This is a genomic window from Citrobacter sp. S39 (assembly GCF_009495675.1).
Lineage (GTDB): Bacteria > Pseudomonadota > Gammaproteobacteria > Enterobacterales > Enterobacteriaceae > Citrobacter > Citrobacter freundii.
Genome location: NZ_CP045555.1, coordinates 483,692 through 510,500, shown reverse-complemented (window position 1 = coordinate 510,500; position 26,809 = coordinate 483,692). Strand labels below are relative to the sequence as shown.

21 protein-coding genes, 2 tRNA genes and 3 rRNA genes are annotated in these 26,809 nt (G+C 51.1%); 13 read left to right on the top strand and 13 right to left on the bottom strand.

What is annotated here, in order from left to right; all coding sequences use genetic code 11:
• Positions 1–218: 218 nt before the first annotated feature.
• The 5 genes from GFB57_RS02370 (at position 219) to GFB57_RS02350 (ending at position 7,442) form a co-directional block, all read left to right on the top strand.
• A 16S ribosomal RNA gene (locus GFB57_RS02370) occupies positions 219–1,760 on the top strand.
• An 85-nt stretch (positions 1,761–1,845) separates the two neighbouring features.
• A tRNA-Glu gene (locus tag GFB57_RS02365) sits at positions 1,846–1,921 on the top strand.
• Between the two features lie 219 nt (positions 1,922–2,140).
• Positions 2,141–5,047 (top strand): 23S ribosomal RNA (locus GFB57_RS02360).
• Positions 5,048–5,137: 90 nt separating this feature from the next.
• Positions 5,138–5,253 (top strand): 5S ribosomal RNA (gene rrf / locus GFB57_RS02355).
• Together the 16S, 23S and 5S rRNA genes with 1 tRNA gene alongside form the textbook arrangement of a ribosomal RNA operon.
• Before the next feature lie 467 nt (positions 5,254–5,720).
• Complete coding sequence (locus GFB57_RS02350) at positions 5,721–7,442, top strand: SulP family inorganic anion transporter (RefSeq protein WP_003036604.1); 1,722 nt, start codon at positions 5,721–5,723, stop codon at positions 7,440–7,442.
• Between the two features lie 218 nt (positions 7,443–7,660).
• Here the strand turns inward: GFB57_RS02350 and GFB57_RS02345 are convergent, their stop codons facing one another.
• The 7 genes from GFB57_RS02345 to aspA all read right to left on the bottom strand — a co-directional run bounded on the left by GFB57_RS02345 (position 7,661) and on the right by aspA (position 15,615).
• On the bottom strand, positions 7,661–9,322 hold the full coding sequence (locus tag GFB57_RS02345; protein ID WP_003036606.1) for a fatty acid--CoA ligase: 1,662 nt from the start codon (positions 9,320–9,322) through the stop codon (positions 7,661–7,663).
• 438 nt (positions 9,323–9,760) lie between these two features.
• Positions 9,761–9,836 (bottom strand) — tRNA-Phe (locus GFB57_RS02340).
• Between the two features lie 152 nt (positions 9,837–9,988).
• Positions 9,989–10,564, bottom strand: coding sequence for a transcriptional regulator (locus tag GFB57_RS02335; RefSeq protein ID WP_003025441.1), 576 nt, complete (start codon positions 10,562–10,564; stop codon positions 9,989–9,991).
• A 36-nt stretch (positions 10,565–10,600) separates the two neighbouring features.
• Positions 10,601–12,310 (bottom strand): protein-disulfide reductase DsbD, encoded by a 1,710-nt coding sequence (locus GFB57_RS02330; protein WP_003025444.1) that lies wholly within the window; start codon positions 12,308–12,310, stop codon positions 10,601–10,603.
• Positions 12,286–12,633, bottom strand: coding sequence for a divalent cation tolerance protein CutA (gene cutA, locus GFB57_RS02325; RefSeq protein WP_003025447.1), 348 nt, complete (start codon positions 12,631–12,633; stop codon positions 12,286–12,288). Before cutA ends, GFB57_RS02330 begins: the two co-directional genes overlap by 25 nt.
• Before the next feature lie 128 nt (positions 12,634–12,761).
• Positions 12,762–14,063 carry an anaerobic C4-dicarboxylate transporter DcuA gene (gene dcuA, locus GFB57_RS02320; protein ID WP_003025449.1) on the bottom strand — a complete coding sequence of 434 codons (1,302 nt, stop codon included), beginning with the start codon at positions 14,061–14,063 and terminating at the stop codon, positions 12,762–12,764.
• Positions 14,064–14,178: 115 nt separating this feature from the next.
• On the bottom strand, positions 14,179–15,615 hold the full coding sequence (aspA, locus tag GFB57_RS02315; protein WP_003025452.1) for an aspartate ammonia-lyase: 1,437 nt from the start codon (positions 15,613–15,615) through the stop codon (positions 14,179–14,181).
• Positions 15,616–15,953: 338 nt separating this feature from the next.
• On the opposite strand from aspA, the gene GFB57_RS02310 reads away from it, so the two are divergent.
• The gene (locus GFB57_RS02310; protein WP_003025457.1) at positions 15,954–16,430 is read left to right on the top strand and encodes an FxsA family protein; all 477 of its coding nucleotides are present in this window, start codon (positions 15,954–15,956) and stop codon (positions 16,428–16,430) included.
• Positions 16,431–16,479: 49 nt separating this feature from the next.
• Here GFB57_RS02310 and yjeH read toward each other — a convergent pair whose 3' ends face one another.
• Positions 16,480–17,745: an L-methionine/branched-chain amino acid transporter gene (gene yjeH / locus GFB57_RS02305; RefSeq protein WP_290366930.1), complete on the bottom strand. Its 1,266-nt coding sequence runs from the start codon at positions 17,743–17,745 to the stop codon at positions 16,480–16,482.
• A 275-nt stretch (positions 17,746–18,020) separates the two neighbouring features.
• Between yjeH and GFB57_RS02300 the strand changes: the two genes are divergently transcribed.
• The 3 genes from GFB57_RS02300 (at position 18,021) to GFB57_RS02290 (ending at position 20,492) form a co-directional block, all read left to right on the top strand.
• On the top strand, positions 18,021–18,314 hold the full coding sequence (locus GFB57_RS02300) for a co-chaperone GroES (RefSeq protein WP_000027827.1): 294 nt from the start codon (positions 18,021–18,023) through the stop codon (positions 18,312–18,314).
• Positions 18,315–18,357: 43 nt separating this feature from the next.
• The gene (gene groL, locus GFB57_RS02295; RefSeq protein WP_003025464.1) at positions 18,358–20,004 is read left to right on the top strand and encodes a chaperonin GroEL; all 1,647 of its coding nucleotides are present in this window, start codon (positions 18,358–18,360) and stop codon (positions 20,002–20,004) included.
• A gap of 134 nt (positions 20,005–20,138) precedes the next feature.
• On the top strand, positions 20,139–20,492 hold the full coding sequence (locus GFB57_RS02290) for a DUF4156 domain-containing protein (protein ID WP_003025468.1): 354 nt from the start codon (positions 20,139–20,141) through the stop codon (positions 20,490–20,492).
• A gap of 179 nt (positions 20,493–20,671) precedes the next feature.
• On the opposite strand, the gene yjeJ is transcribed toward GFB57_RS02290, so the two are convergent.
• Both yjeJ and epmB read right to left on the bottom strand, forming a co-directional pair.
• Positions 20,672–21,535, bottom strand: a complete 864-nt coding sequence (yjeJ, locus tag GFB57_RS02285; RefSeq protein ID WP_290366929.1) for a YjeJ family protein — start codon at positions 21,533–21,535, stop codon at positions 20,672–20,674.
• Between the two features lie 184 nt (positions 21,536–21,719).
• A complete protein-coding gene (epmB, locus tag GFB57_RS02280; protein ID WP_003025475.1) occupies positions 21,720–22,748 on the bottom strand; it encodes an EF-P beta-lysylation protein EpmB in 1,029 nt (342 codons plus the stop codon).
• A 41-nt stretch (positions 22,749–22,789) separates the two neighbouring features.
• On the opposite strand from epmB, the gene efp reads away from it, so the two are divergent.
• The 3 genes from efp (at position 22,790) to ecnB (ending at position 23,802) form a co-directional block, all read left to right on the top strand.
• Positions 22,790–23,356: an elongation factor P gene (efp, locus tag GFB57_RS02275; RefSeq protein WP_003025478.1), complete on the top strand. Its 567-nt coding sequence runs from the start codon at positions 22,790–22,792 to the stop codon at positions 23,354–23,356.
• Between the two features lie 57 nt (positions 23,357–23,413).
• Complete coding sequence (gene ecnA / locus GFB57_RS02270) at positions 23,414–23,548, top strand: lipoprotein antitoxin entericidin A (protein ID WP_003830568.1); 135 nt, start codon at positions 23,414–23,416, stop codon at positions 23,546–23,548.
• Positions 23,549–23,655: 107 nt separating this feature from the next.
• The gene (gene ecnB / locus GFB57_RS02265; RefSeq protein WP_003025482.1) at positions 23,656–23,802 is read left to right on the top strand and encodes a lipoprotein toxin entericidin B; all 147 of its coding nucleotides are present in this window, start codon (positions 23,656–23,658) and stop codon (positions 23,800–23,802) included.
• 30 nt (positions 23,803–23,832) lie between these two features.
• Here the strand turns inward: ecnB and GFB57_RS02260 are convergent, their stop codons facing one another.
• Positions 23,833–24,432, bottom strand: a complete 600-nt coding sequence (locus GFB57_RS02260) for a LuxR C-terminal-related transcriptional regulator (protein WP_003025485.1) — start codon at positions 24,430–24,432, stop codon at positions 23,833–23,835.
• Positions 24,433–24,688: 256 nt separating this feature from the next.
• Here GFB57_RS02260 and sugE point away from each other — a divergent pair, with 256 nt between their 5' ends.
• Positions 24,689–25,006 (top strand): quaternary ammonium compound efflux SMR transporter SugE, encoded by a 318-nt coding sequence (gene sugE, locus GFB57_RS02255; RefSeq protein WP_000118520.1) that lies wholly within the window; start codon positions 24,689–24,691, stop codon positions 25,004–25,006.
• Here sugE and GFB57_RS02250 read toward each other — a convergent pair.
• Together GFB57_RS02250 and blaCMY are read right to left on the bottom strand one after the other, a co-directional pair.
• The gene (locus tag GFB57_RS02250) at positions 25,003–25,536 is read right to left on the bottom strand and encodes a lipocalin family protein (protein WP_003025522.1); all 534 of its coding nucleotides are present in this window, start codon (positions 25,534–25,536) and stop codon (positions 25,003–25,005) included. The two genes, sugE and GFB57_RS02250, sit on opposite strands and share 4 nt — an antisense overlap.
• 92 nt (positions 25,537–25,628) lie before the next feature.
• Positions 25,629–26,771: a CMY-2 family class C beta-lactamase gene (gene blaCMY, locus GFB57_RS02245; protein WP_003025525.1), complete on the bottom strand. Its 1,143-nt coding sequence runs from the start codon at positions 26,769–26,771 to the stop codon at positions 25,629–25,631.
• Between the last annotated feature and the right edge of the window lie 38 nt (positions 26,772–26,809).

Genomic DNA, 26,809 nt, shown 5'->3' with positions numbered 1-26,809 from the left:
AAAATGAGGGTTGACTCTGAAAGAGGAAAGCGTAATATACGCCACCTCGCGACAGAGCGCTAAAGCGCGTCGCAACTGCTCTTTAACAATTTATCAGACAATCTGTGTGGGCACTCGAAGATACGGATTCTTAACGTCGCAAGACGAAAAATGAATACCAAGTCTCTGAGTGAACATACGTAATTCATTACGAAGTTTAATTCACGAGCATCAAACTTAAATTGAAGAGTTTGATCATGGCTCAGATTGAACGCTGGCGGCAGGCCTAACACATGCAAGTCGAACGGTAGCACAGAGGAGCTTGCTCCTTGGGTGACGAGTGGCGGACGGGTGAGTAATGTCTGGGAAACTGCCCGATGGAGGGGGATAACTACTGGAAACGGTAGCTAATACCGCATAACGTCGCAAGACCAAAGAGGGGGACCTTCGGGCCTCTTGCCATCGGATGTGCCCAGATGGGATTAGCTAGTAGGTGGGGTAACGGCTCACCTAGGCGACGATCCCTAGCTGGTCTGAGAGGATGACCAGCCACACTGGAACTGAGACACGGTCCAGACTCCTACGGGAGGCAGCAGTGGGGAATATTGCACAATGGGCGCAAGCCTGATGCAGCCATGCCGCGTGTATGAAGAAGGCCTTCGGGTTGTAAAGTACTTTCAGCGAGGAGGAAGGCGTTGTGGTTAATAACCGCAGCGATTGACGTTACTCGCAGAAGAAGCACCGGCTAACTCCGTGCCAGCAGCCGCGGTAATACGGAGGGTGCAAGCGTTAATCGGAATTACTGGGCGTAAAGCGCACGCAGGCGGTCTGTCAAGTCGGATGTGAAATCCCCGGGCTCAACCTGGGAACTGCATCCGAAACTGGCAGGCTAGAGTCTTGTAGAGGGGGGTAGAATTCCAGGTGTAGCGGTGAAATGCGTAGAGATCTGGAGGAATACCGGTGGCGAAGGCGGCCCCCTGGACAAAGACTGACGCTCAGGTGCGAAAGCGTGGGGAGCAAACAGGATTAGATACCCTGGTAGTCCACGCCGTAAACGATGTCGACTTGGAGGTTGTGCCCTTGAGGCGTGGCTTCCGGAGCTAACGCGTTAAGTCGACCGCCTGGGGAGTACGGCCGCAAGGTTAAAACTCAAATGAATTGACGGGGGCCCGCACAAGCGGTGGAGCATGTGGTTTAATTCGATGCAACGCGAAGAACCTTACCTACTCTTGACATCCAGAGAACTTAGCAGAGATGCTTTGGTGCCTTCGGGAACTCTGAGACAGGTGCTGCATGGCTGTCGTCAGCTCGTGTTGTGAAATGTTGGGTTAAGTCCCGCAACGAGCGCAACCCTTATCCTTTGTTGCCAGCGGTTAGGCCGGGAACTCAAAGGAGACTGCCAGTGATAAACTGGAGGAAGGTGGGGATGACGTCAAGTCATCATGGCCCTTACGAGTAGGGCTACACACGTGCTACAATGGCATATACAAAGAGAAGCGACCTCGCGAGAGCAAGCGGACCTCATAAAGTATGTCGTAGTCCGGATTGGAGTCTGCAACTCGACTCCATGAAGTCGGAATCGCTAGTAATCGTGGATCAGAATGCCACGGTGAATACGTTCCCGGGCCTTGTACACACCGCCCGTCACACCATGGGAGTGGGTTGCAAAAGAAGTAGGTAGCTTAACCTTCGGGAGGGCGCTTACCACTTTGTGATTCATGACTGGGGTGAAGTCGTAACAAGGTAACCGTAGGGGAACCTGCGGTTGGATCACCTCCTTACCTTAAAGAAGCGTTCTTTGTAGTGCTCACACAGATTGTCTGATGAAAAGTAAATAGCAAGGCGTCTTGCGATTGAGACTTATACGTCCCCTTCGTCTAGAGGCCCAGGACACCGCCCTTTCACGGCGGTAACAGGGGTTCGAATCCCCTAGGGGACGCCACTTGCTGGTATGTGTGAGTGAAAGTCGCCGACCCCAATATCTCAAAACTTACCTTCGGGTGACGTTTGAGATATTTGCTCTTTAAAAATCTGGATCAAGCTGAAAATTGAAACGACACACTGTTTCATTTCTCCGTAATAAGAAATGAAAAGCGGTGTGTTCGAGTCTCTCAAATTTTCGCAACACGATGGTGTTTTACGAAACATCTTCGGGTTGTGAGGTTAAGCGACTAAGCGTACACGGTGGATGCCCTGGCAGTCAGAGGCGATGAAGGACGTGCTAATCTGCGATAAGCGTCGGTAAGGTGATATGAACCGTTATAACCGGCGATTTCCGAATGGGGAAACCCAGTGTGTTTCGACACACTATCATTACGTGAATACATAGCGTAATGAAGCGAACCGGGGGAACTGAAACATCTAAGTACCCCGAGGAAAAGAAATCAACCGAGATTCCCCCAGTAGCGGCGAGCGAACGGGGAGCAGCCCAGAGTCTGAATCAGCTTGTGTGTTAGTGGAACGGTCTGGAAAGTCCGACGGTACAGGGTGATAGTCCCGTACACCAAAATGCACAGGTTGTGAACTCGAAGAGTAGGGCGGGACACGTGGTATCCTGTCTGAATATGGGGGGACCATCCTCCAAGGCTAAATACTCCTGACTGACCGATAGTGAACCAGTACCGTGAGGGAAAGGCGAAAAGAACCCCGGCGAGGGGAGTGAAAAAGAACCTGAAACCGTGTACGTACAAGCAGTGGGAGCCTCTTTATGGGGTGACTGCGTACCTTTTGTATAATGGGTCAGCGACTTATATTCTGTAGCAAGGTTAACCGTATAGGGGAGCCGAAGGGAAACCGAGTCTTAACTGGGCGTTAAGTTGCAGGGTATAGACCCGAAACCCGGTGATCTAGCCATGGGCAGGTTGAAGGTTGGGTAACACTAACTGGAGGACCGAACCGACTAATGTTGAAAAATTAGCGGATGACTTGTGGCTGGGGGTGAAAGGCCAATCAAACCGGGAGATAGCTGGTTCTCCCCGAAAGCTATTTAGGTAGCGCCTCGTGAACTCATCTTCGGGGGTAGAGCACTGTTTCGGCTAGGGGGTCATCCCGACTTACCAACCCGATGCAAACTGCGAATACCGAAGAATGTTATCACGGGAGACACACGGCGGGTGCTAACGTCCGTCGTGAAGAGGGAAACAACCCAGACCGCCAGCTAAGGTCCCAAAGTCATGGTTAAGTGGGAAACGATGTGGGAAGGCACAGACAGCCAGGATGTTGGCTTAGAAGCAGCCATCATTTAAAGAAAGCGTAATAGCTCACTGGTCGAGTCGGCCTGCGCGGAAGATGTAACGGGGCTAAACCATGCACCGAAGCTGCGGCAGCGACACTATGTGTTGTTGGGTAGGGGAGCGTTCTGTAAGCCGTTGAAGGTGTATCGTGAGGTATGCTGGAGGTATCAGAAGTGCGAATGCTGACATAAGTAACGATAATGCGGGTGAAAAACCCGCACGCCGGAAGACCAAGGGTTCCTGTCCAACGTTAATCGGGGCAGGGTGAGTCGACCCCTAAGGCGAGGCCGAAAGGCGTAGTCGATGGGAAACAGGTTAATATTCCTGTACTTGGTGTTACTGCGAAGGGGGGACGGAGAAGGCTATGTTAGCCGGGCGACGGTTGTCCCGGTTTAAGCATGTAGGCGGAGGTTCCAGGTAAATCCGGTACCTTTTTAACGCTGAGGTGTGATGACGAGGCACTACGGTGCTGAAGTAACAAATGCCCTGCTTCCAGGAAAAGCCTCTAAGCATCAGGTAACACGAAATCGTACCCCAAACCGACACAGGTGGTCAGGTAGAGAATACCAAGGCGCTTGAGAGAACTCGGGTGAAGGAACTAGGCAAAATGGTGCCGTAACTTCGGGAGAAGGCACGCTGATATGTAGGTGAAGTGATTTACTCATGGAGCTGAAATCAGTCGAAGATACCAGCTGGCTGCAACTGTTTATTAAAAACACAGCACTGTGCAAACACGAAAGTGGACGTATACGGTGTGACGCCTGCCCGGTGCCGGAAGGTTAATTGATGGGGTTATCCGTAAGGAGAAGCTCTTGATCGAAGCCCCGGTAAACGGCGGCCGTAACTATAACGGTCCTAAGGTAGCGAAATTCCTTGTCGGGTAAGTTCCGACCTGCACGAATGGCGTAATGATGGCCAGGCTGTCTCCACCCGAGACTCAGTGAAATTGAACTCGCTGTGAAGATGCAGTGTACCCGCGGCAAGACGGAAAGACCCCGTGAACCTTTACTATAGCTTGACACTGAACACTGGTCCTTGATGTGTAGGATAGGTGGGAGGCTTTGAAGTGTGGACGCCAGTCTGCATGGAGCCATCCTTGAAATACCACCCTTTAATGGCTGGTGTTCTAACGTGGACCCGTAATCCGGGTTGCGGACAGTGTCTGGTGGGTAGTTTGACTGGGGCGGTCTCCTCCTAAAGAGTAACGGAGGAGCACGAAGGTTAGCTAATCCTGGTCGGACATCAGGAGGTTAGTGCAAAGGCATAAGCTAGCTTGACTGCGAGAGTGACGGCTCGAGCAGGTGCGAAAGCAGGTCTTAGTGATCCGGTGGTTCTGAATGGAAGGGCCATCGCTCAACGGATAAAAGGTACTCCGGGGATAACAGGCTGATACCGCCCAAGAGTTCATATCGACGGCGGTGTTTGGCACCTCGATGTCGGCTCATCACATCCTGGGGCTGAAGTAGGTCCCAAGGGTATGGCTGTTCGCCATTTAAAGTGGTACGCGAGCTGGGTTTAGAACGTCGTGAGACAGTTCGGTCCCTATCTGCCGTGGGCGCTGGAGAATTGAGGGGGGCTGCTCCTAGTACGAGAGGACCGGAGTGGACGCATCACTGGTGTTCGGGTTGTCATGCCAATGGCATTGCCCGGTAGCTAAATGCGGAAGAGATAAGTGCTGAAAGCATCTAAGCACGAAACTTGCCCCGAGATGAGTTCTCCCTGAGACTTTAAGTCTCCTGAAGGAACGTTAAAGACGATGACGTTGATAGGTCGGGTGTGTAAGCGTAGCGATACGTTGAGCTAACCGATACTAATGAACCGTGAGGCTTAACCTTACAACGCCGAAGATGTTTTGGCGAAGAGACGACATTCAGCTTGATACAGATAAGATTAACCGGCGAAAAGCGGGTTAATAACAGAATTTGCCTGGCGGCTGTAGCGCGGTGGTCCCACCTGACCCCATGCCGAACTCAGAAGTGAAACGCCGTAGCGCCGATGGTAGTGTGGGGTCTCCCCATGCGAGAGTAGGGAACTGCCAGGCATCAAATAAAAGCGAAAGGCCCGGTCGAAAGGCCGGGCCTTTTGTTTTATCTGTGGTCTGTCGGTGAGCGCTCTCCTGAGGAGGACAAATCCGCCGGGAGCGGATTTGAACGTTGCGCAGCAACGGCCCGGAGGGTGGCGGGCAGGACGCCCGCCATAAACTGCCAGGCATCAAATAAAGTGAAAAAGCCCATCCTGACGGATGGGCTTTTTTGCGTCTGAGCGGGGTAAAACCGCCGGGCTGAACGTATTGTGCAGGCCTGATAAGCGCAGCGCATCAGGCAGATCACGACACCGCACCATCGGGTGCAAAGCAATATCCTGAGCCTCCATAACACAAGCCATTCTGCGGCATACACGATAAACACCCAATCTGAATTATCTGTATTACCTCCCGAAAATATCAGGATCTCCTGCGGCAGTTACGTGTACCTTTATCTATTAGTAAGGGTCAATCCGGAGAATAAAGTGTTCGGAAAAATGGTATTAAACTACATGCCGGGTCTAAAAAATTTATTAGCGTACGATAAAAGCTGGCTAAAACATGATGTTAAAGCCGGATTATCCGTTGCTGCCGTAGCACTACCGGTTGCGATTGCTTACGCTGAGTTGGCGGGAGTCGGGGCTATCGTCGGGTTATATTCCTGCGTTTTGCCAATGCTAGCTTATGCACTGTTTGGTTCTTCCCGCCAATTGATTGTTGGTCCTGATGCCACGACCTGCGCGGTAATTGCGGCAGTTGTGGTTCCTCTTTCTGCCGGAAATCCAGAACTCCACTGGCAGTTAACAATCGTCATGACCGTGATGATGGGAGGATGGTGTCTACTTGCCAGTAAGTTTCGCCTGGGTGCGCTTGCTGATCTGCTTTCTCATCCCATTCTAACGGGGCTGCTTAACGGTGTTGCCGTGACGATTATTGTCGGGCAACTCGGTAAGGTGCTGGGGATTACGCTTGATGAAGAGCAAGTGATAGAGAAGATTATTGCCCTGCCAGGCCGACTCTCAGAAATTCATTTATTAACCTTAGGGATCTCCATCCTAACGTTAGCGATTTTAATAGCTATCAAAACGTTTCGTAGCCAATGGCCAGCACCGTTAATTGCAATTGTGATAACAACGGCGCTGGTATGGGTCACATCTGCACAGCAGTATGGTATTGCCACTATTGGGGGATCGGGCTTCCAGTCTGGTTTGCCTGTTGTTCACTGGGGCTCATTTCAGCCTGGTCTGGCGCGTGATTTATTGATCCCTGCGCTGAACCTGGCATTAGTCAGTTTTGTTAGCCTGATGCTAACCGCTCGCAGTTTTGCCGCGAAAAATGGATACGAAATAAATGCTGATGCTGAGTTCAGGGCTTTGGGTGTTGCGAATCTGATGTCTGGCTTATCTCAGGGGTTTGCGATTAGCGGAGCCGATTCCCGGACTGCGGTAAATGACTCCACCGGAGGGAAAAGTCAGCTGGTTTCCGTTGTTGCAGCCTTAATCATCGGAATTGTCGTGGTATTTTTCACGCAGCCATTACAATTTATTCCGGTATCTGCATTAGGCATTGTTCTAATTTATGCATCGTGGTCATTGATTGATTTACGCGGACTCTGGAATCTGAGGCGAAGAAATAAACCCGCATTTCGCCTGGCGTTCTTCACTTTTGGCTGTGTTCTGATTATTGGTGTTATTCAGGGGATCGGCCTTGCGGTATTGCTGGGTCTGTTGCAGTTCCTGCGCACAGTTTTTCGTCCTACTGAACACTTATTGGGAATTGACGAAAATGGGATGATTCACTCACTAGGTAATTCAACTGATGTGAAAATGATCCCTGGCGTGTTGATGTACCGATTTAACTCACCGCTGACCTATTTTAATGTGGCCTATTTTAAGCGCCGCGTTTTGAATTTAGTCGATGGTGCAGTACTACAACCTAAATGGGTGGTCATTGACGCCGTTTCTTGCTTTACCTATTCAGATATCAGCGTCCTGGCAACCATTAATGAGTTAAAGCGGGACCTGAAGGGGCGGCAGATTAAGTTAATTCTTGCGGGCCGGAAAACGGAGTTAACACGCTGGTTTAAAGAGAGTCGACCGACAATGAAGGACGACGACATGATTCTGGCACCAGACCTTTATTTGGCGCTGCGGTTTATTCAAAGCAAAGAAAGCATGAGTGATGGTGAATCTGGCGTTGTTGAATAAAGCAGATTTAGGTAAATAATCAGGATGGATGGAAGGCGCTGAGGACGGGTTTTCGTCCAGCAGGACCTGACATCGACCAGAACCCTATGTTGCTAAAGGGGGGATCAGCATCCGCCGGGGACGGTGAGTTCCCCGGCAGAGCATTGATATCGGCAAGCTACCTGAAATATAAGCAGTGTGACTGTTGTTAACCTTACGCTGTGAATGCGACAGATCGCTTAAATGATATCCTTCCCATTGCTGGCTTCGAGCTCCCGAATCAGGCGCTTGTTGATCTTGCCAACGCTGGTTTTGGGAATATCCGGGACTATCCTTATCTGTCGTGGGATCGCCCATTTAGTGATGTGGCCGCGGTCGACGAATCCTTGTAGATGTGTCGCTATGGCTTGCGGCTCCAGGTCCTCCCCTTCCTTGCAAACCACCAGAGCCAGGGGGCGTTCGCCCCACTGCTCATCAGGTATCCCGACGACGGCTACCGACCTGACCGCCGCGTGTGAGCTGATGAGGCTCTCCAGCTCCAGCGTGCTTATCCACTCACCACCCGTCTTGATTACGTCTTTGATGCGATCCTTGATTTCCACTATCCCATGGGGATCGATAGAGGCTATGTCGCCGGTGTGCAGCCAACTGCCATTCCATAGCTCAGCCCCTTTCTCGGGCTCCTTCAGGTAGCCCTGAGTCAACCAAGGGGCTCGCACCACTATTTCGCCCAAGGCTTCTCCGTCGTGCACCACCTCCCGACCTTCGCCATCGACGATACGCAGATCCACCAACGGGACAGGCAGGCCGGTCCGAATCCGCAGGGGTAACTGTTCATCCATGGGAAGGGCCAGCTCGGCATCGCTTAAGTGGGTCATACAGAGCAGGGGACAGGTCTCAGACATGCCATAGCCGGCGTGAATGCGTATGCCCCTATGGTGGGCCTGTGTCGCCAGTCCAAGGGACAGTGAACTGCCACCCAGTAACATCTTCCATCCTGACAGATCAGTCTGCGTGGCTTCTTCGCACTCAAGGATCATTTGCAAAATGGTTGGCACACAATGCGAGAAGGTCACACCCTCATCGTGATAAAACCGCACCAGTTTGTTGGGTTCGTAACGACCGGGGTATACCTGCTTCACACCCAGCATTGTTGCGACATAGGGAGCGCCCCAGGCATGCACGTGGAACATAGGGGTGATCGGCATGTAGACATCGTTCGATCGTAGCAGCGACTGTCCCTCGTGGGCTGCCAGGAGACCCAGCTCATTGAGCGTGTGCAGGACCAGCTGGCGATGGCTGAAGTAGACTCCCTTGGGATTGCCCGTGGTTCCAGTGGTATAGAACAAGGTAGCTATCGAGTTTTCATCGAAGTCGGGGAAGTCAAAGAGTTCTCCCGCTGCGGCCAGCAGGGTCTCATATTCCCCTAGCACCGGCAGGCTGGTCGCCTTCGATTCTTCGTCACTAAGCTGGATGTATCCCCGGACAGTGGTCAGTGTCTCTGCCAGTGACTCGACAACCGGCAAGAAGTCGTCGTGCACCAGTACCAGGTTGTCCTCGGCATGATTCATGGTGTAAGCGATTTGGTCCGCCGAGAAGCGGACGTTCACCGTGTGCAGCACGGCACCAATCATGGGTACCGCGAAGAAGCACTCGAGGGCGCGATGGCTGTCCCAATCTAGCAAGGCGACGGTGTCTCCAGGCATGACACCGGCCGCTGTCAGCATGTTTGCCAGGCGATGAATGCGCTGTTTGAGGGTACGATAGTCGTAACGGAGCTTATCGGCGTAGACGATTTCTCGCTCGGGATGAGAACGCCCACCCGACAGCAGTAGGCTCTTGATCAGCAACGGATAGGCATGGGCCCCCTGCGCTGACTGTATGATTCTTGTTTTCACCATCCAGATTCCTCGTTGACTCACTATTTGCTCGGTATGATGGCAATTGTAGATGAAGGTTGGCTTTTACTCCCTGGCGTTTGCTTCAGATATCGAGGCGGAGACCAGTTCCAGCCCCTGGGGATGAATGTGCGTACCTTGCAACGCGATCGGGTTATTCGCTACCTGCAGAATCCTGGCTACTCTATGCCCAGTTCCTTCACCCGCTGGTTCAGTGCCCAAGGTTGTTCAGATAAATTACTCAAATCTGGCCTACGGTTAAGCACGCCAGAAAAAGAGGTGTTCCTGATACCGCTATATTTTTTGCAGTACCATCGTGGTCTCACTGAAAGGTTTAGCTGGCGTGATGAGGTAGGGTAGGAGTCGCTGTGGACAGAACGATCAGAAATCTAGCAGAACCCTAAAAGCAAAAACCCGCCATAGGCGGGTTTTTCTGAATAGTGGTGCCCGGACTCGGAATCGAACCAAGGACACGGGGATTTTCAATCCCCTGCTCTACCGACTGAGCTATCCGGGCAACGGGGCGCATTAAACCGTATTCACGTCTGTCAGTCAATCAAATTTCTGGAAACATTGTTCAACCGCTTAATATTGCGGCAATCTGCATGGTTATGCCTGAAGTTTGCACAAATCTCCCCGACAGATGCGGCTAAAACAGATAATGCTCGCTTAGGTCAGCGCACCGCCCATTCGGCACTGGGCAAAGCGTAGGATATCTTCGGCCAGGTGGTGTGCCGTTTCGACATCAGCATGACTACGATTAACCAGCATGCGGCTCAGGCAGCCTTCCAGCACCAGTTCCATCTGTTTGGCGACCATTGCCGGGTCGTCAACTTCCAACGTCGTGAGCAGTTCATGGGTGAAGTCATGTGCTGCCTTTTTTTGCTGATCGGCTAACTGATGGATCGGATGCCCAGGATCGGGGTAAAACGTACAGGCGGCGATGAACAGACAGCCGGGATAGCGATTATTGCTCACGCATTCGGACAGTGCAGTGTAGCGCGCTAGTAATTTCTGCTCAGCGCTCAGGGTGTCATCCAGCAAAAGCTGACGCCGCCAGATATCCACCCGCTGGCTGAGGTAACGTAGCGCATCGTACAGAATGGCCTCTTTATCGGGCCAAAAGCGCTGCAGTTCATCCAGAGGATAATCGATACGTTCGGCCACCATTTCCAGCGTGGTATTGGCTATCCCTTGCACCTCAAGTAATTTCAGGGCTTCTCCCAGGACATCTTCACGTTGCACGGTATTCTCCTCCGTATTTCCTGTTGCAAGTGTCGCTCACGGTTGGCGATCGCGCAAATGTGCGCTGAAGGTCGCGGCATCCATAAAACCCGTTACCCGGGCCTCCGGATGTTCTTTTCCCTCGGCATCAAAGAACAAGATAGTCGGCAAACCTAAAACCTGTAGATGTTTCAGCAGAGCAACATCCTGGGCATTGTTTGCTGTCACATCCGCTTGCAACAGCACCGTGTTGCCTAGCGCTTGCTGAACCTGCGGATTACTGAACGTGTACTTTTCAAATTCCTTACAGGCTACACACCAGTCGGCATACAGATCCAGCATGACTGGCCTGCCTTTAGCTTGCTCCAGCGCTTGATTTAACGCATCTACCGATGCCACCGGCGTGAAGTTAAGGTGTGCCTGGGTTTGAGTATGCGGCGCGCCGAACGCCCAGTCTTGCAGTGGACGCACGCATACCAGTGCTGCGGCTAACAGGACAATCTGCACGATACGCATCCAGGCGTGCTTTGCCTGCAGGCTGGTAATGAACGCCCAGCCAAAGAACGCGACGCCTAACAGTGACCATAAGCGAACGCCCCACTCGTCGCCAACGATACGTTCGAGTAAGAAGACGGGAAGCGCCAGAATGACAAAGCCAAAAGCGGTTTTGACATGTTCCATCCATGGGCCACTTTTAGGCAGCAGGCGGTTGCCAAATACGGTAATTAGCATCAGGGGGAATCCCATCCCCAACGCATACAGATACAGCGTGCCGCCTCCCAGCCACATGTTCCCGCTCTGAGCGATATACAGCAAAATCGCGCTTAGCGGGGCCGTTGTGCAAGGAGAACAGATGAGGCCAGCAATCGCCCCCATCGCAAAGACGCTGCCGGGAGCTCCGCCTTGCTGGCGGTTACTCATTAGCGTGAGGCGCGTTTGCAGCGATGAAGGCAGTTGCAGTGTGAACAGGCCAAACATCGACAGAGCCAGCAGCGTAAAGATGACGGCAAGGCCAATCAGGACGTAAGGATGTTGTAGCGCGGCCTGGAACTGTAAACCGGCGGCTGCAACAACCAAACCCAGCGCGGTATAGGTGAGCGCCATCCCTTGAACGTAGATAAACGTCAGCAGCAGTGCCCGTCCGGTTGATAAGCGTTGCTTGCCGCCCAGTACGATCCCGGAAATCAGCGGATACATCGGCAGTACGCAAGGCGTAAACGCGATACCAATTCCAATCAGCAATGCCCACAGTGCGGAAAAGGGAAGTTGGGCCGTGGGCTGCGGTTTCTCTTGCGGATCGACAGTGGCTGGCACCGGCGCAGGTGTCGCCTGGATATCGGCAGACACTTCACTTAATGGCACCGTTTTTGTTTCTGGTGGATAGCAAAATCCGGCGTCGGCGCAGCCCTGGTATGTGATCGTTAATGTTGCGCCAGACTTAGCCTGATTGACCGTGATCGGGATAGTCAGCTGTTTACGGTAAATCTCACTTTTGCCGTAAAACTCATCTTCATGCCAGACGCCTGGCGGCAGTTTTATCTCGGCAATATCGGCCTGAGATGGCGTAATGCTTATCTGTTTGCGATACAGATAGTAGCCATCTTTAACCTGCCATGTGAGGTTCAGATCGTGTTGGTTTTGCTGAAAATCAAAAACAAACGCCCGATCGGCAGGAACAAACTGCGAGCGGCCAGGCGCGTCAAATAATCCAGCAAAGGTAGATGTGCTGCACAGCAGCAGGATCAGCGTAAGGATGCGTTGAGCCATGAGCGGTAATCAAAGTCTCCGTGAGTGACGGGTAAAACCAGAAGTTCAGGCGTTTGATACGGATGATGTGACTTCAGGCAATCGAGAAGGGCTTGCTGGTGTGTGACGGTGGTTTTTAAAATCATCTGGACTTCATATTCCTGTTCCAGTTTACCTTCCCAATAGTAGAGGGAGGTCGCACCGGGTAGCAGGGTTACGCAGGCAGCCAGCTTTTCCGCCAGCACTTTGGCGGCGAGATCCTGGGCGGTTGCTTCATCCGGGGCGGTACAGAGCACCACAACGGTATCGGGGATGGAAATATCCTGACTCTTTACATCAAGCATAAACACCTCGAAAGAACAGAGTAACCAGCAAAAGAATGGTCACTATACAACGGACGAGGGAAGGATGTTAGTTAAAGCGGGGTGGGGAGTAGGAACTGCAGGGCGCCCAGGCACCCTGCAGGAAAAACTTACAGCATGAAGCTGCCCAGCAAGAAGCCGAAGCAGACAGCCAGAACCACACCCAGAGTACCAGGGATGAAGAACGGATGGTTAAAGACGAATTTACCGATGCGGGTTGTACCGGTGTCATCCATCTGAACCGCCGCAACCAGAGTTGGGTAGGTTGGCAGAATGAACAGACCAGAAACAGCGGCGAAAGACGCAACAGCAGTCAGTGGGGAAACGTTCAGAGCCAGAGCCATCGGCATCAGTGCTTTAGCGGTTGCAGCCTGAGAGTACAGCAGCGCGGAAGCAAAGAAGAAGATGACCGCCAGCAGCCACGGATGACCCTGGATTACGCTACCTGCAGTATCTTTGATCCAGTCAATGTTGTGAGATACGAAGGTATCACCCAGCCATGCAACACCCAGGATACAAATACAGGCGCTCATACCGGCTTTGAAGGTGCTGGAGTTCAGGATGGAGTCAGTTTCAACGCGGCAGACGATCGTGGTCAGCGTCGCGACGCTCAGCATGATGATCAGGATTGCGTTGGTGGTGTTCATCAGCGGTTTAGCGACCAGGCCAAGGCTTGGGCTGTTGATGATGGCGTAAACAACTACGCAAACCACGCCCAGCAGGAACAGCCAAACGGAGGTTTTCGCGCCAGCTTTGATTTCAACTTGTCTTTCACCGCGCAGTTCAACCAGGCCTTCTTCCAGACGCTTACGATAAATCGGGTCGTCAGACAGTTTGGAGTTGAACAGTGCGGTGATCAGGAAGGACATCACCAGAACGGCCAGCAGGGTGGACGGAATGACCACGGACAGCAGGTGAATGTAGCTGATGCCATGACCTTCCATGACGGAAGACATGTAAACCACGGCTGCGGAGATTGGAGAAGCCGTAATCGCAATCTGTGCAGAAACCACTGCGGTAGAGAGCGGACGGCAAGGCTTGATACCTTGTTCCTTCGCAACTTCAGCGATAACCGGCAGCGTTGCCAGAGAGATGTTGCCAGTACCGGCAAAGATAGTCAGGAAATAGGTCACGATAGGTGCAAGGATCGTGATGTATTTCGGGTTCTTACGCAGCAGTTTTTCAGTTTGATGAACCAGATAGTCCAGACCACCTGCAATCTGCATAGCTGAAATGGCAGCGATAACCGCCATGATGATGGAAATAACATCGAACGGGATATTACCGGGTTTTACGCCGATAGCGGCAAGAACCAGAACACCCAGCCCACCTGCAAATCCAATACCGATACCCCCAAGTCTGGCACCTAAAAAGATTGCCAGCAAAACGATGATAAGTTCTAAAACTATCATATTAGCCTTCCTTGTTGTTTAACAAGTTGATATTAAATTGTTGTTTTTAAGTAACTTCGAGTAAGAAAAAAGGCACGTCATCATGACGTGCCTTCTCCGGTACTACCCTACACGATTACTGTTCGCTTTCATCAGTATAACGTTTTGCTTTATAAGCAGGGTGCATCAGGTTCTGTGCAGAGAAGATATCGTCCAGTTCAGACTCGGTCAACAGACCGCGTTCCAGGACAACTTCACGTACGCTCTTACCAGTTTCGGCACAAATTTTACCGACGATGTCGCCGTTGTGGTGACCGATGAACGGGTTGAGGTAAGTAACGATGCCGATGGAGTTGAATACAAACGCTTCACAGACTTCTTTGTTAGCAGTGATACCACTAACGCATTTTTCCAGCAGGTTGTAGCAAGCGTTGCTCAGAATGTGAATGGATTCAAACATTGCCTGACCAATGACCGGCTCCATTACGTTCAGCTGGAGCTGACCAGCTTCAGATGCCATGGTGACAGTGATGTCGTTACCGATGACTTTGAAGCACACCTGGTTTACGACTTCCGGAACAACCGGGTTCACTTTAGCTGGCATGATAGAAGACCCAGCCTGCAGTTCCGGCAGGTTGATCTCGTTCAGACCCGCACGCGGACCAGAGGAGAGTAAACGCAGGTCGTTACAGATTTTGGACATCTTCACAGCCAGACGTTTCAGTGCGCCGTGCACCATAACGTATGCGCCACAGTCAGAAGTTGCTTCAATCAGGTCTTCTGCCGGAACACAGGCGAAGCCAGTGACTTCAGCCAGTTTCTGTACTGCCAGCGGAGAGTACTCTTTCGGAGTGTTCAGACCAGTACCGATTGCTGTTGCGCCGAGGTTAACTTCCAGCAGCAGCTCAGCGGTACGCCCAATGTTTTTCACTTCTTCTTTCAGCAGTACGCTGAAAGCACGGAATTCCTGACCGAGAGTCATCGGTACAGCATCCTGCAATTGGGTACGACCCATTTTCAGGATGTCCTGGAATTCATCGGCTTTTTTCTCAAAGCCTTCACGCAGCTGGTTCAGTGCATCAATCAGTTTGATGATGGATGCGTATACAGCGATACGGAAGCCAGTTGGGTATGCATCGTTGGTAGACTGACATTTGTTAACGTGGTCGTTCGGGTTCAGGTACTGATATTCACCTTTCTGGTGACCCATCAGTTCCAGACCGATATTGGCCAGAACTTCGTTGGTGTTCATGTTGACGGAGGTACCCGCACCACCCTGGTAAACATCTACCGGGAACTGATCCATGCATTTTCCGTTATTCAGGACTTCATCACACGCCGCGATGATGGCATTTGCCACACTCTTAGGAATGGTTTGCAGCTCTTTGTTGGCCATTGCCGCTGCCTTTTTAACCATTACCATACCGCGAACAAATTCAGGAATATCGCTGATTTTGCTGTTGCTAATGTAGAAGTTTTCAATCGCTCTCAGAGTGTGGACACCGTAGTAGGCGTCCGCTGGAACTTCCCTGGTACCCAACAAGTCTTCTTCGATACGAATGTTGTTTAACATGTGAACCTTCTTTTTCAAGCTGCCAATGATTTGACTAAACACACAGGATATATGTGATTTCGATTGTTTCTCGACCGACGATTATCCCCTGCATCGGTCTGATACCCGAGATCATATGCTGGTTAAGGATTTCTACCGTAATCTGGATCACTTAAAGCGTGGAATTTACCCCTTATTTATTATTCTGTGAAATGGATCACCCCTTTGTGATTAACCCTAAATATTAGTGTACAAGCCACTTGAAATTTTGCTAACCACCACAATATCAAATCGATGCGATTAACATAATTTTTCGAACAGAAGTTGAACAAAACGGCTGTTATTAACAGGAGATCCCTTTGCGCTGGATACCATTACTTGCCATTTTTCTCTATGTTTACATAGAGATATCTATTTTTATTCAGGTTGCCCATGTGATGGGCGTCCTGATGACGCTGATTTTGGTTATTTTTACGTCGGTTATCGGTATGTCTCTGGTTCGTAATCAGGGATTTAAGAACTTTTTACTGATGCAACAAAAAATGGCTGCTGGTGAAAGTCCGGCTGCAGAAATGATCAAAAGCGTATCGCTGATTATTGCCGGTCTGCTGTTGGTACTGCCTGGTTTTTTCACCGATTTCCTCGGTCTTCTTCTTTTATTACCCCCGGTGCAAAAACATCTGACGATGAAACTGCTGCCACATTTACGTTTTTCACGTATGCCTGGCGGTGGTTTTAGCGCCGGAACCGGTGGCGGTGAGACTTTTGATGGTGAATTTCAGCGTAAGGATGACAAGCGCGACAGCATCGAACATAAAGACGATCGTCGGGATTAAGCCTCAGTATGTAGGCCGGATAAGCGTTAGCGCCATCCGGCAAAAGTGTTTATAGGCCGGATGATGGCGTCAACGTTGCCTTATCCGGCCTGCGGGGTAAAAACAGCCACAGCCCTGCCAGCATAATCAACGCGTACAAACTCTTCCAGCCGACCATTGCCAGTAGTAGTAGGCACAGCAGACCACCAATGATCGCCAGTGCGCGGTAATGCCCTTTCAGTAATCGACAACCCGCCAACATGCACAGCAAATAAATCATAATAAAGATGCCGTTGGCGTAGATGATTAACGCATCGAGATTGATTTGCAGCATATAGATACACAGAGTACTGACTACGCAGCAGCCTAATACGGCGTTTAGCGCATTGCGCGGAAGGTGGCGGGGGGACAGGCGAGCCAGATAACTCTCAGGCTTATACTGCGCTTGCGACCAGACCAGTCGAGCGAAACTTTGAATATAAATGTTGAGGCTGGCAAAACAGGCCAAATAACCAATGATGCAGGCGACCCACAGTGCCTGTACACCAAACAGTTGCACGACGATTTCTGGCAGCGATGCTGCGGCGGCCATTTGCTCGCCGTAGGCACCAAAATGGAGAACGACGACGGTGCATGCCCAATAAACAGATCCAGCCAGCAGCAGGCCAATCATCAGCGCGCGTGGGAAGTCTCGTTCCGGATTTTTGAATTCAGACGCCAGGTGAGCAAACGCTTCGAGGCCAACAAAACACCAGAACATCACCGACAGCGCGGCGAACAGACCGGGGAGTTCAATATCGCTAATTGCAGGGAAGGGGATTTCGCCTGGTTTCAGATCGCCCGCCCACCAGATAGCAACAATGAGGGCAACAATCAGTCCGGCAATGACCGTTTGCAGATTAGCGCTTGAGCTTGCGCCGCGGGAGCCGATGTACCAAACCAATGCCAGCGTACCCAGCTCAGCCAGCAGAAGCTGCTCGTCATGCCAGCCAAACATCGCCTGACCGAATCCGGCGGCGATGTGCAATGCCGCAGGCAAGCCGACAGGAATGACCGACAAAAATAGCCATCCGGTGACGCGCTCCAGTCGTGAACCAAAGGCCATGCCGACAAAATGCGCCACACCGCCTGCGCTGGGGAAATGACGACCCAGTACGGCGAAGACAATCGCCACCGGAAAGACCAAAACAATCAGCACCGGCCAGGCCCACAGGCTGTTATTGCCAGCCACCAGCGCAGCCAGCGCGGGGACGGCGAAAACGCCTGTACCTAACAATGATGTCGACAACAGGCCAACGCCCTGAGCCAATCCCAGCTCTTGTTTCAGTCCGCTCATAAGTGGTTATCCGATTATGCCCATTGACCGGGCTACAACGCAGATTTTTGATGGTATCACAATCGGATTTGCTTATGACGACGTGACTGAAATCGTTATGGAATGTGAGGCAGGTCGGCATTTTGACGGGATTTTCTGCTGATAAAAAATTTTTTTCGCTTGCCCCCTTGAAGGCACAAAACCCCATCCCCATCTCTCTGGTCACTAGCCGGGAAACCGTTTACGGGCCGGCGTCACCCATAACTGATAAAGACTTTCTCAAAGGAGAGCTATCAATGAGTATTCGTCCGTTACATGATCGTGTGATCGTCAAACGTAAAGAAGTTGAATCCAAATCTGCTGGCGGCATCGTACTGACTGGTTCTGCAGCAGGTAAATCAACTCGTGGCGAAATCATCGCTGTCGGTAAGGGTCGCATCCTGGACAACGGTACCGTACAGCCGCTGGACGTGAAAGTCGGCGATATCGTTATTTTCAACGATGGCTACGGTGTTAAATCTGAGAAGATCGACAATGAAGAAGTGTTGATCATGTCTGAAAGCGACATCCTGGCAATTGTTGAAGCCTAATCCGCGAACGACACTGAACATACGAATTTAAGGGAAAGAGAAAATGGCAGCTAAAGACGTAAAATTCGGTAACGACGCTCGTGTGAAAATGCTGCGCGGCGTAAACGTACTGGCAGATGCAGTGAAAGTTACCCTCGGTCCAAAAGGCCGTAACGTAGTTCTGGATAAATCTTTCGGTGCACCGACCATCACTAAAGATGGTGTTTCCGTAGCACGTGAAATCGAACTGGAAGACAAGTTCGAAAACATGGGTGCGCAGATGGTGAAAGAAGTTGCCTCTAAAGCGAACGACGCTGCAGGTGACGGTACCACCACCGCAACAGTACTGGCTCAGTCCATCATCACTGAAGGTCTGAAAGCCGTTGCTGCGGGCATGAACCCGATGGATCTGAAACGTGGTATCGACAAAGCTGTCGCTGCTGCTGTTGAAGAACTGAAAGCACTGTCCGTACCGTGCTCCGACTCTAAAGCTATTGCTCAGGTTGGTACCATCTCCGCAAACTCCGACGAAACCGTAGGTAAACTGATCGCTGAAGCGATGGACAAAGTCGGTAAAGAAGGCGTGATCACCGTTGAAGACGGTACCGGTCTGCAGGACGAACTGGACGTGGTTGAAGGTATGCAGTTCGACCGTGGCTATCTGTCTCCTTACTTCATCAACAAGCCGGAAACTGGCGCAGTAGAACTGGAAAGCCCGTTCATCCTGCTGGCTGACAAGAAAATCTCCAACATCCGCGAAATGCTGCCGGTTCTGGAAGCTGTAGCGAAAGCAGGCAAACCGCTGCTGATCATCGCTGAAGATGTTGAAGGCGAAGCGCTGGCAACTCTGGTTGTTAACACCATGCGCGGTATCGTGAAAGTCGCTGCGGTTAAAGCACCTGGCTTCGGCGATCGTCGTAAAGCAATGCTGCAGGATATCGCTACCCTGACCGGTGGTACCGTTATCTCTGAAGAGATCGGTATGGAGCTGGAAAAAGCAACTCTGGAAGATCTGGGCCAGGCGAAACGCGTTGTTATCAACAAAGATACCACCACCATCATCGATGGCGTGGGCGACGAAGCTGCAATCCAGGGTCGCGTGACTCAGATTCGTCAGCAGATCGAAGAAGCAACTTCCGACTATGACCGTGAAAAACTGCAGGAGCGCGTAGCGAAACTGGCAGGCGGCGTTGCGGTTATCAAAGTTGGTGCTGCGACTGAAGTTGAAATGAAAGAGAAGAAAGCCCGCGTTGAAGATGCCCTGCACGCTACCCGTGCTGCGGTAGAAGAAGGCGTGGTTGCTGGTGGTGGCGTTGCGCTGATTCGCGTAGCGTCTAAAATTGCCGGCCTGAAAGGTCAGAACGAAGACCAGAACGTAGGTATCAAAGTTGCGCTGCGCGCAATGGAATCTCCACTGCGTCAAATCGTACTGAACTGCGGCGAAGAGCCGTCTGTAGTGGCTAACACCGTGAAAGCCGGTGACGGTAACTACGGTTACAACGCTGCAACTGAAGAATACGGCAACATGATCGACATGGGTATCCTGGATCCAACCAAAGTAACTCGTTCTGCTCTGCAGTACGCGGCTTCTGTTGCGGGTCTGATGATCACCACCGAGTGCATGGTTACCGACCTGCCGAAAGGCGATGCTCCTGACTTAGGTGCTGCTGGTGGTATGGGCGGCATGGGTGGAATGGGCGGCATGATGTAATCATGTTGTTCTGAACCTCTCAGAATTGAGAAACCCCTGGGCAGAAATGTCCGGGGGTTTTTCTTTTGGTCATCTTTTTAGTATATGATTCAGCTACGGACATAACGTCCAACTAATTGATCATGGGGAATGACATGCACGTGAAATATTTAGCAGGGATCGTTGGTGCCGCGCTACTGATGGCGGGTTGTAGCTCCAGCAACGAACTGAGTTCAGCCGGGCAAAGCGTACGCTTTGTCGAAGACAAGCCTGGCGCAGAGTGCCAACTGATAGGCACGGCAACCGGTAAGCAAAGCAACTGGCTTTCTGGCCAGCACGGCGAAGAGGGCGGCTCAATGCGTGGCGCAGCAAACGATCTGCGTAACCAGGCTGCGGCAATGGGCGGTAATGTGATTTATGGCGTCAGCAGCCCATCGCAGGGAATGCTGTCCAGCTTTGTTCCTACCGCCAGTGAGATGATTGGACAGGTTTATAAGTGCCCTAACTGATTACACTTCATCCTTCAACCAGCCTCTTTGTTGGATGCGCTGTGAAACCCCAGTCACATAGTTATCTATGCTCCTGGGGATTTTCTTCGCTTGCCGCCGCGATGCAGATTGAATGATTTTGTGTAATAAAGTGGCCTGGACAGACTCATGCAATCGTAGGCCTGATAAGCGCAGCGCCATCAGGCATTCTGAGTCTTATGTGCAGACTGAACGCGTAAATGATGCAGTGCGCGCAGGCACTGATCCTGATTGAGCTTTTGCGTCTTATCACCCGTCAACGTTCTGATAAACACCTGGCACGGTACACCGGCAAGTTTTTTCAGCCGTGGGCTGAAATCGAGCAGACGGCGAGTAATGGCTTCGGCCTCTTTGCTGCCGGAAGCGGCGCGAGTTTTTACTACCGAACCACAGAAATGGGCTTTTCCTTTATCATCCGTATAGCGGTAAATAATCGCCAGATAATGATTAAACAGGTTATGTTTCCATTCGGGTTGTGTATAAGAGTCGTATTCCAGATTGTCGTTTTGCTGGCAATCCACATCGTACAGCGGCAGGAAATCCAGCAGCGATGTAATTCGTAGCGCTAAATCCCGCATGCCAGCATTATTTTTTGCATGAATAATTGCATGCGCCAACACCTGAATTTGTAATTCATTAACCAGTAATTCATCTGTTTTGCCATCATGCAGTGTCAGAGAAAATGATAAGTTTTCCCCTTTATCATCCACTAACGTCAGTGAATTTATGCGACGGTTAATATCCGCATTTTTTAGCTCATCTTCCTGAATTAACGGAATGTTTTCGTGCATCTTTTTGCTGGCTTTGTCACGTTCTTTTTCATATTGCAAACGTGCGTCTTCGCTAAGCTGGTGTTTCATATAGAGCCTGCTCTCGAGCGCGATAAGCAGATCTCTTAGCCCAAGCGGAGAGAGAAAAAACAGCGACTCTTTATTTCTTGGTTCTTTAATCTTCAATGCCAAGGCAACAAATTCATTCTTTTGACGAATAACGCCGGTATTAACACCCTTAATACTTATAGCCATCAAAGGTTCTCCCTAACCATATATTTATTGAAAATCTAGATTTGACTTGATTTATATTTTTTGCAAATAACTAATTGCGCGCTGCGAGTTAAAATAGCACATATTAAAAGTGCGGCTCCACCTGCAGGGATATTAAATAATCGTGATCGATAGCGAGTGTCCGGAATCGGACACTCAATAATGGTTATTGTTGGCGTAACTGCAGGTCCAACGGCGTTTTACTTGGCTCTCCGCCAATTTCACGCGCCAGTTTGGGGACCATGTAACCGGAAACCAGTGTCAGCAGTTCACGCATAATGTGACGTGCTTCATCATCGCTGACCATAAAGTGGGCGGCACCCTGTACTTTATCCAGCACGTGCAGGTAATAGGGCATCACACCGGCATCAAATAGTGCGTTGCTAAGGTTAGCCAGGGTTTGTGCGTTATCGTTCACGCCACGCAGCAATACGCTTTGGTTGAGTAGCGTAATGCCCGCGGCGCGCAGACTACTCATCGCCTGGCGAAACGTCTCATCAACTTCATTGGCATGGTTAATGTGATTGACCAGCAGAATCTGCAGAGAGGAGCGCGCAAAACGTTCGACCAGTCCTTCGGTAATGCGCGCAGGGATCACTATCGGCAAACGGCTGTGAATACGCAGGCGTTTAATGTGCGGAATGGCTTCCAGTTGCGTGAGCAACCAGTCCAGTTCGTGGTCTTTGGCCATTAACGGATCGCCACCAGAGAAGATGATTTCATCCAGCTCAGGATGCGCGGTAATGTAGTCGAGAGCGACCTGCCAGTTGCGCTTATTGCCTTGGTTTTCGGCATATGGGAAGTGTCGACGGAAGCAATAGCGACAATTCACCGCACAACCGCCTTTGACCAGCAACAGTGCCCGATTGCGATATTTATGCAGCAGACCGGGAACCACACTGTGCTGTTCTTCCAGCGGGTCGGTTGAGTAGCCTGGCGCGGCAACAAACTCTTCCTGGGAGGTAAGTACCTGACGCAAAAGCGGATCGTCCGGGTTACCTTTCTCCATGCGGGCAATAAACGCGCGCGGCACGCGCAGGGCGAAAAGCCGTCTCGCATCGCGTCCGGCCAACAGTTTTTCATCTGCGTCTATATTCAAAAGATGCAGAAGTTCATCGGGATCGGTCACAACATCGGCAAGTTGCGATAACCAATCTTCTCTGGATGGGGTATTTAGGGTTACAATATGCGCCATTTTGTGGCTTAGCTACCAGTTAACAATTTTCAGAGGGCCTTATGGCAACGTACTATAGCAACGATTTTCGTGCTGGTCTTAAAATCATGTTGGACGGCGAACCTTATGCGGTTGAAGCCAGCGAATTCGTTAAACCAGGTAAAGGCCAGGCGTTTGCGCGCGTTAAGCTGCGTCGCCTGCTGACCGGTACTCGCGTAGAGAAAACCTTCAAGTCTACTGACTCCGCTGAAGGCGCAGACGTAGCCGACATGAACCTGACTTTCCTGTATAGCGACGGTGAGTTCTGGCACTTTATGAATAACACCACTTTCGAACAGCTGGCTGCTGACGAGAAAGCGGTAGGCGATAACGCTAAATGGCTGCTGGACCAGGCTGAATGCATCGTGACCCTGTGGAACGGTCAGCCGATCTCCGTAACTCCGCCGAACTTCGTTGAGCTGGAAGTTGTTGAAACCGACCCAGGTCTGAAAGGCGATACCGCTGGTACTGGCGGCAAACCGGCTACCCTGTCTACCGGCGCAGTCGTTAAAGTTCCGCTGTTCGTACAGATCGGCGAAGTGATCAAAGTGGATACCCGCTCCGGCGAATACGTTTCTCGCGTAAAATAAGTCTTCCATTTGATCTTATGGCGCAGGTTGCTGCGCCATACTTTTTCCAGGGCAGGAATGATGAAACGTCTTCTCGGTCTTGTAATGCTACTCCTTTTCACCAGCACCCTCCTGACGGGATGCAATACCGCGCGCGGCTTCGGTGAAGACATCAAACATCTTGGCAATTCAATCTCTCACGCTGCCAGCTAATCCTTTCATATAGTCTTAAAAACGATTGTTTATCCATCACACTCCCAGATCTTGTCTATTATTAAGTAGCTATACACAAACAATATTGGCTAGAAAAGGAAGACGTTATGGTTAAGAAGACAATTGCTGCGATCTTTTCTGTGTTGGTACTTTCTTCCGTTTTAACCGCGTGTAATACCACACGAGGCGTAGGACAGGATATTTCTGAAGGCGGTAGCGCCATTTCTGGTGCAGCGACAAAAGCTCAGCAATAATGAAGAACGGTACGACGTCGTGTCGTACCGTTAATCTCCCTTCCCTGGGAGTGACAGAAACGGCGAGAAGCGGTTCCCCAGGTGCAGTTTCATACGGATATTCCGCTTATAGGTGTAGACCGTTTTGCCATGAATGCTGAGTGCGGCGGCAATGGCATTGTTACTCACACCATCCATCCACATTGATAATACTTTCTCCTCCTGCGGCGTAAGCAAAGGCGTGGCGTTTTTGGGGATTTCTAATGCGGGGCGAACCTGAAGTGCTTCCTGAATTGTGTGGGAGAGTGTGTTCAGCGTGGTGTGCTTGGTCAAGACCGAATGGGCGACGGATTGAGAGGGCGCGATGGGGGCATGCTGTCTATCTGCTGATTGCAGTAAAATCAGTGGGATAACGCCACAACTCATAAAAAAAGGGTTAATTGGCGGACTGGAGTGCGTCTCGCTAATAAAACTGTATAAATCCGCGATCACCAGATGCGGTTTCCATTGCAAAATATGCTCTTTTGCTAACAGGAGATTATTGATTCCTGATACCAGAAATGAAGAGCTGAACCTGCCAGAATGATTAAGCAAGGCCTCTATCCCTGTGCGGGTAAAGTGGCACCGGTCAATCACTAAAATTTTAAGCATAAACGTTTCGCATTCAGAAGAGGGGCAATCGACTTTCCGGTTTCAGAAAGCCCTTCATCATAGAGAACTCCGATGAGTGCCAAATGCGGGAACTACGCCGCTAATTATGCTTAATTCTTGCTTTTAGCAGGCAATGAATAAAAAGGTTGAAATTCATTTTCTTCCGGGCAAAAATGCCATTTCACACATCAGCTTTGTAGGACGACCTGCAAACGCTTCTTTCACCGGGGACGGCCCCATTGTTCTGGAGCCTGATATGTCCTGGATCGTTTTATTAATTGCAGGTTTGCTCGAAGTCGTCTGGGCGATTGGCCTGAAATATACCCACGGTTTTACGCGTCTTACGCCAAGCATTATCACTATTGCGGCGATGATCGTTAGTATTGCCATGCTCTCCTGGGCAATGCGCACATTACCTGTAGGAACCGCTTATGCGGTCTGGACCGGCATTGGCGCTGTCGGGGCGGCCATTACAGGGATTTTGCTGCTGGGTGAATCTGCCAGCCCGGCGCGTTTGCTGAGCCTTGGGCTGATCGTTGCTGGCATTATTGGTCTGAAGCTGAGCACTCACTAAGCGCCAGGCTGTTTCACCCAAATCAGCTTATTCACCTCAAACCCTTCCCGGGTCGCGATGGCTAACATTTGCTGTTTCATTTCATCTGAAATAGTTGGAGTCCGTGAAAGGATCCACAGGTAGTCGCGATCCGGACCGCAAACCAGCGCGTGACGATATTCCCGGTCGAGTGCAATTACGTTATACCCACCATAGAAGGGGCCGAAGAATGATACTTTAAGCGCGGCCGTGCTTGGGTCGCCGGTGAAATAGGCTTTCCCTTCCGTTTTCTGCCACATCTCCCTGTCAGGGTTATAGCCCTTGTTAATAACGTTGATGCCGCCGTCGTCGCGCAAGCTGTACGTTGCGGTCACTTTATCCAACCCGCGCTCGAAACGATGGTCGAAGCGCGCAATTTCATACCATGTTCCCAGATAGCGTTTGGCATCAAAGTTATTCACCACGGTAACGCCTTTCGGCGGTGTTGGGGAGCTGCAAGCGACAACCAGGAATGCAGCCGTAACTGCAGCAACGACGGGCAGAATGCGCATAGTGTTTTCCTTACTGTTTTTTGTTAAGTGTAGATGACAGCAGGGAAAAAAGAGCAAGAAAGGAGGTCCGATTTACCGGACCCCTCTGTCAGTTATTGCAGTTTTTCAAGAATGCGCCAGGCCGCCTCGACGCGAGCCGGGTTGGGGTAGCTTTTGTTTGCCAACATTACGATGCCAAGGTTTTTTTCTGGAACGAAGGCAACGTAGCTGCCAAATCCGCCTGTGGATCCTGTTTTATGCACCCATGAGGCTTTCACGGCAGGTGCTGGCGGGTTTACCTCAACGGCGGGAAGCGCTGCCAATGCCACTTTGCTGTCGCTGCCGTTGATGATCGAATCAGCTTTCAGCGGCCAGTTCAGCATCTCCCAGCCTAATCCCTGGTACATATCACCAATACGCCAGTAGCGAGACTGCGCAAGCTCAATGCCCTGCTGGAGCGTTTTCTCCTGAACGTGGCTGGCGTCCATGTTGGCCTGAACCCAGCGGGCCATATCGATAACGCTGGATTTCACGCCATAGGCTTCGGCGTCAAGTTGTCCCGGAGAAACGTGTACAGGCTTCCCTTCGCGATAGCCCCAGGCATAATTTTTTTGTTCGCTTTGCGGAACCGTAATCCAGGTATGCGCCAGTTTTAATGGTTGCAGGACGCGTCTGGTCATTGCCTCTTCGTAGCTCATACCTGAAGGTTTTACCACCAGCGCACCAAACAGACCAATGCTGGAGTTAGCGTAAAGACGCTTAGCGCCCGGAGTCCATTGTGGTTGCCAGTTTTGATAAAAGCGCAGTAATTCGGCTTTATCCGTAACGTCATCGGGGATCTGCAGCGGCAGGCCACCCGCTGTATAGGTGGCTAAGTGCAGCAGGCTGATACCCCGCCACTGTTTGCCTGTCAGTTCTGGCCAGTATTTCGTGACCGGATCGCTGAGCTTAATTTCGCCGCGGGCGATAGCGTCGCCGCCCAACACGCCGTTAAACGTCTTACTGACCGACCCTAGCTCAAACAGCGTTTGCTGCGTGACTGGGTGGTTATTGGCGATATCGGCTTTACCCCAGGTAAAGTAATAAGGTTTCCCCTCGTAGATAATCGCCACGGCCATACCCGGAATAGCCTGCTCCTGCATCAGTGGTGTGATGGTGCGGTTAACGATATCGGCAATTTGTTGTTCTGTTTTTGCGGCAGCAAACGTGGAGAAAGAGGCTGTCAGCAGCAGTGCGCAGCATATCGATTTTTTCATCATGAAATCAGTTCCGTAATTAAAAGCAAAAGGGTGTC

Excerpts from the sequence above, each read along its gene's own strand:
- GFB57_RS02345 (WP_003036606.1), bottom strand. The coding sequence starts at position 9,322 with ATGGTGAAAACAAGAATCATACAGTCAGCGCAGGGGGCCCATGCCTAT.
- GFB57_RS02330 (WP_003025444.1), bottom strand. The coding sequence starts at position 12,310 with ATGGCTCAACGCATCCTTACGCTGATCCTGCTGCTGTGCAGCACATCT.
- cutA (WP_003025447.1), bottom strand. The coding sequence starts at position 12,633 with ATGCTTGATGTAAAGAGTCAGGATATTTCCATCCCCGATACCGTTGTG.
- dcuA (WP_003025449.1), bottom strand. The coding sequence starts at position 14,063 with ATGATAGTTTTAGAACTTATCATCGTTTTGCTGGCAATCTTTTTAGGT.
- aspA (WP_003025452.1), bottom strand. The coding sequence starts at position 15,615 with ATGTTAAACAACATTCGTATCGAAGAAGACTTGTTGGGTACCAGGGAA.
- yjeH (WP_290366930.1), bottom strand. The coding sequence starts at position 17,745 with ATGAGCGGACTGAAACAAGAGCTGGGATTGGCTCAGGGCGTTGGCCTG.
- GFB57_RS02300 (WP_000027827.1), top strand. The coding sequence starts at position 18,021 with ATGAGTATTCGTCCGTTACATGATCGTGTGATCGTCAAACGTAAAGAA.
- groL (WP_003025464.1), top strand. The coding sequence starts at position 18,358 with ATGGCAGCTAAAGACGTAAAATTCGGTAACGACGCTCGTGTGAAAATG.
- GFB57_RS02290 (WP_003025468.1), top strand. The coding sequence starts at position 20,139 with ATGCACGTGAAATATTTAGCAGGGATCGTTGGTGCCGCGCTACTGATG.
- yjeJ (WP_290366929.1), bottom strand. The coding sequence starts at position 21,535 with ATGGCTATAAGTATTAAGGGTGTTAATACCGGCGTTATTCGTCAAAAG.
- epmB (WP_003025475.1), bottom strand. The coding sequence starts at position 22,748 with ATGGCGCATATTGTAACCCTAAATACCCCATCCAGAGAAGATTGGTTA.
- efp (WP_003025478.1), top strand. The coding sequence starts at position 22,790 with ATGGCAACGTACTATAGCAACGATTTTCGTGCTGGTCTTAAAATCATG.
- ecnA (WP_003830568.1), top strand. The coding sequence starts at position 23,414 with ATGATGAAACGTCTTCTCGGTCTTGTAATGCTACTCCTTTTCACCAGC.
- ecnB (WP_003025482.1), top strand. The coding sequence starts at position 23,656 with ATGGTTAAGAAGACAATTGCTGCGATCTTTTCTGTGTTGGTACTTTCT.
- GFB57_RS02260 (WP_003025485.1), bottom strand. The coding sequence starts at position 24,432 with ATGCTTAAAATTTTAGTGATTGACCGGTGCCACTTTACCCGCACAGGG.
- sugE (WP_000118520.1), top strand. The coding sequence starts at position 24,689 with ATGTCCTGGATCGTTTTATTAATTGCAGGTTTGCTCGAAGTCGTCTGG.
- GFB57_RS02250 (WP_003025522.1), bottom strand. The coding sequence starts at position 25,536 with ATGCGCATTCTGCCCGTCGTTGCTGCAGTTACGGCTGCATTCCTGGTT.
- blaCMY (WP_003025525.1), bottom strand. The coding sequence starts at position 26,771 with ATGAAAAAATCGATATGCTGCGCACTGCTGCTGACAGCCTCTTTCTCC.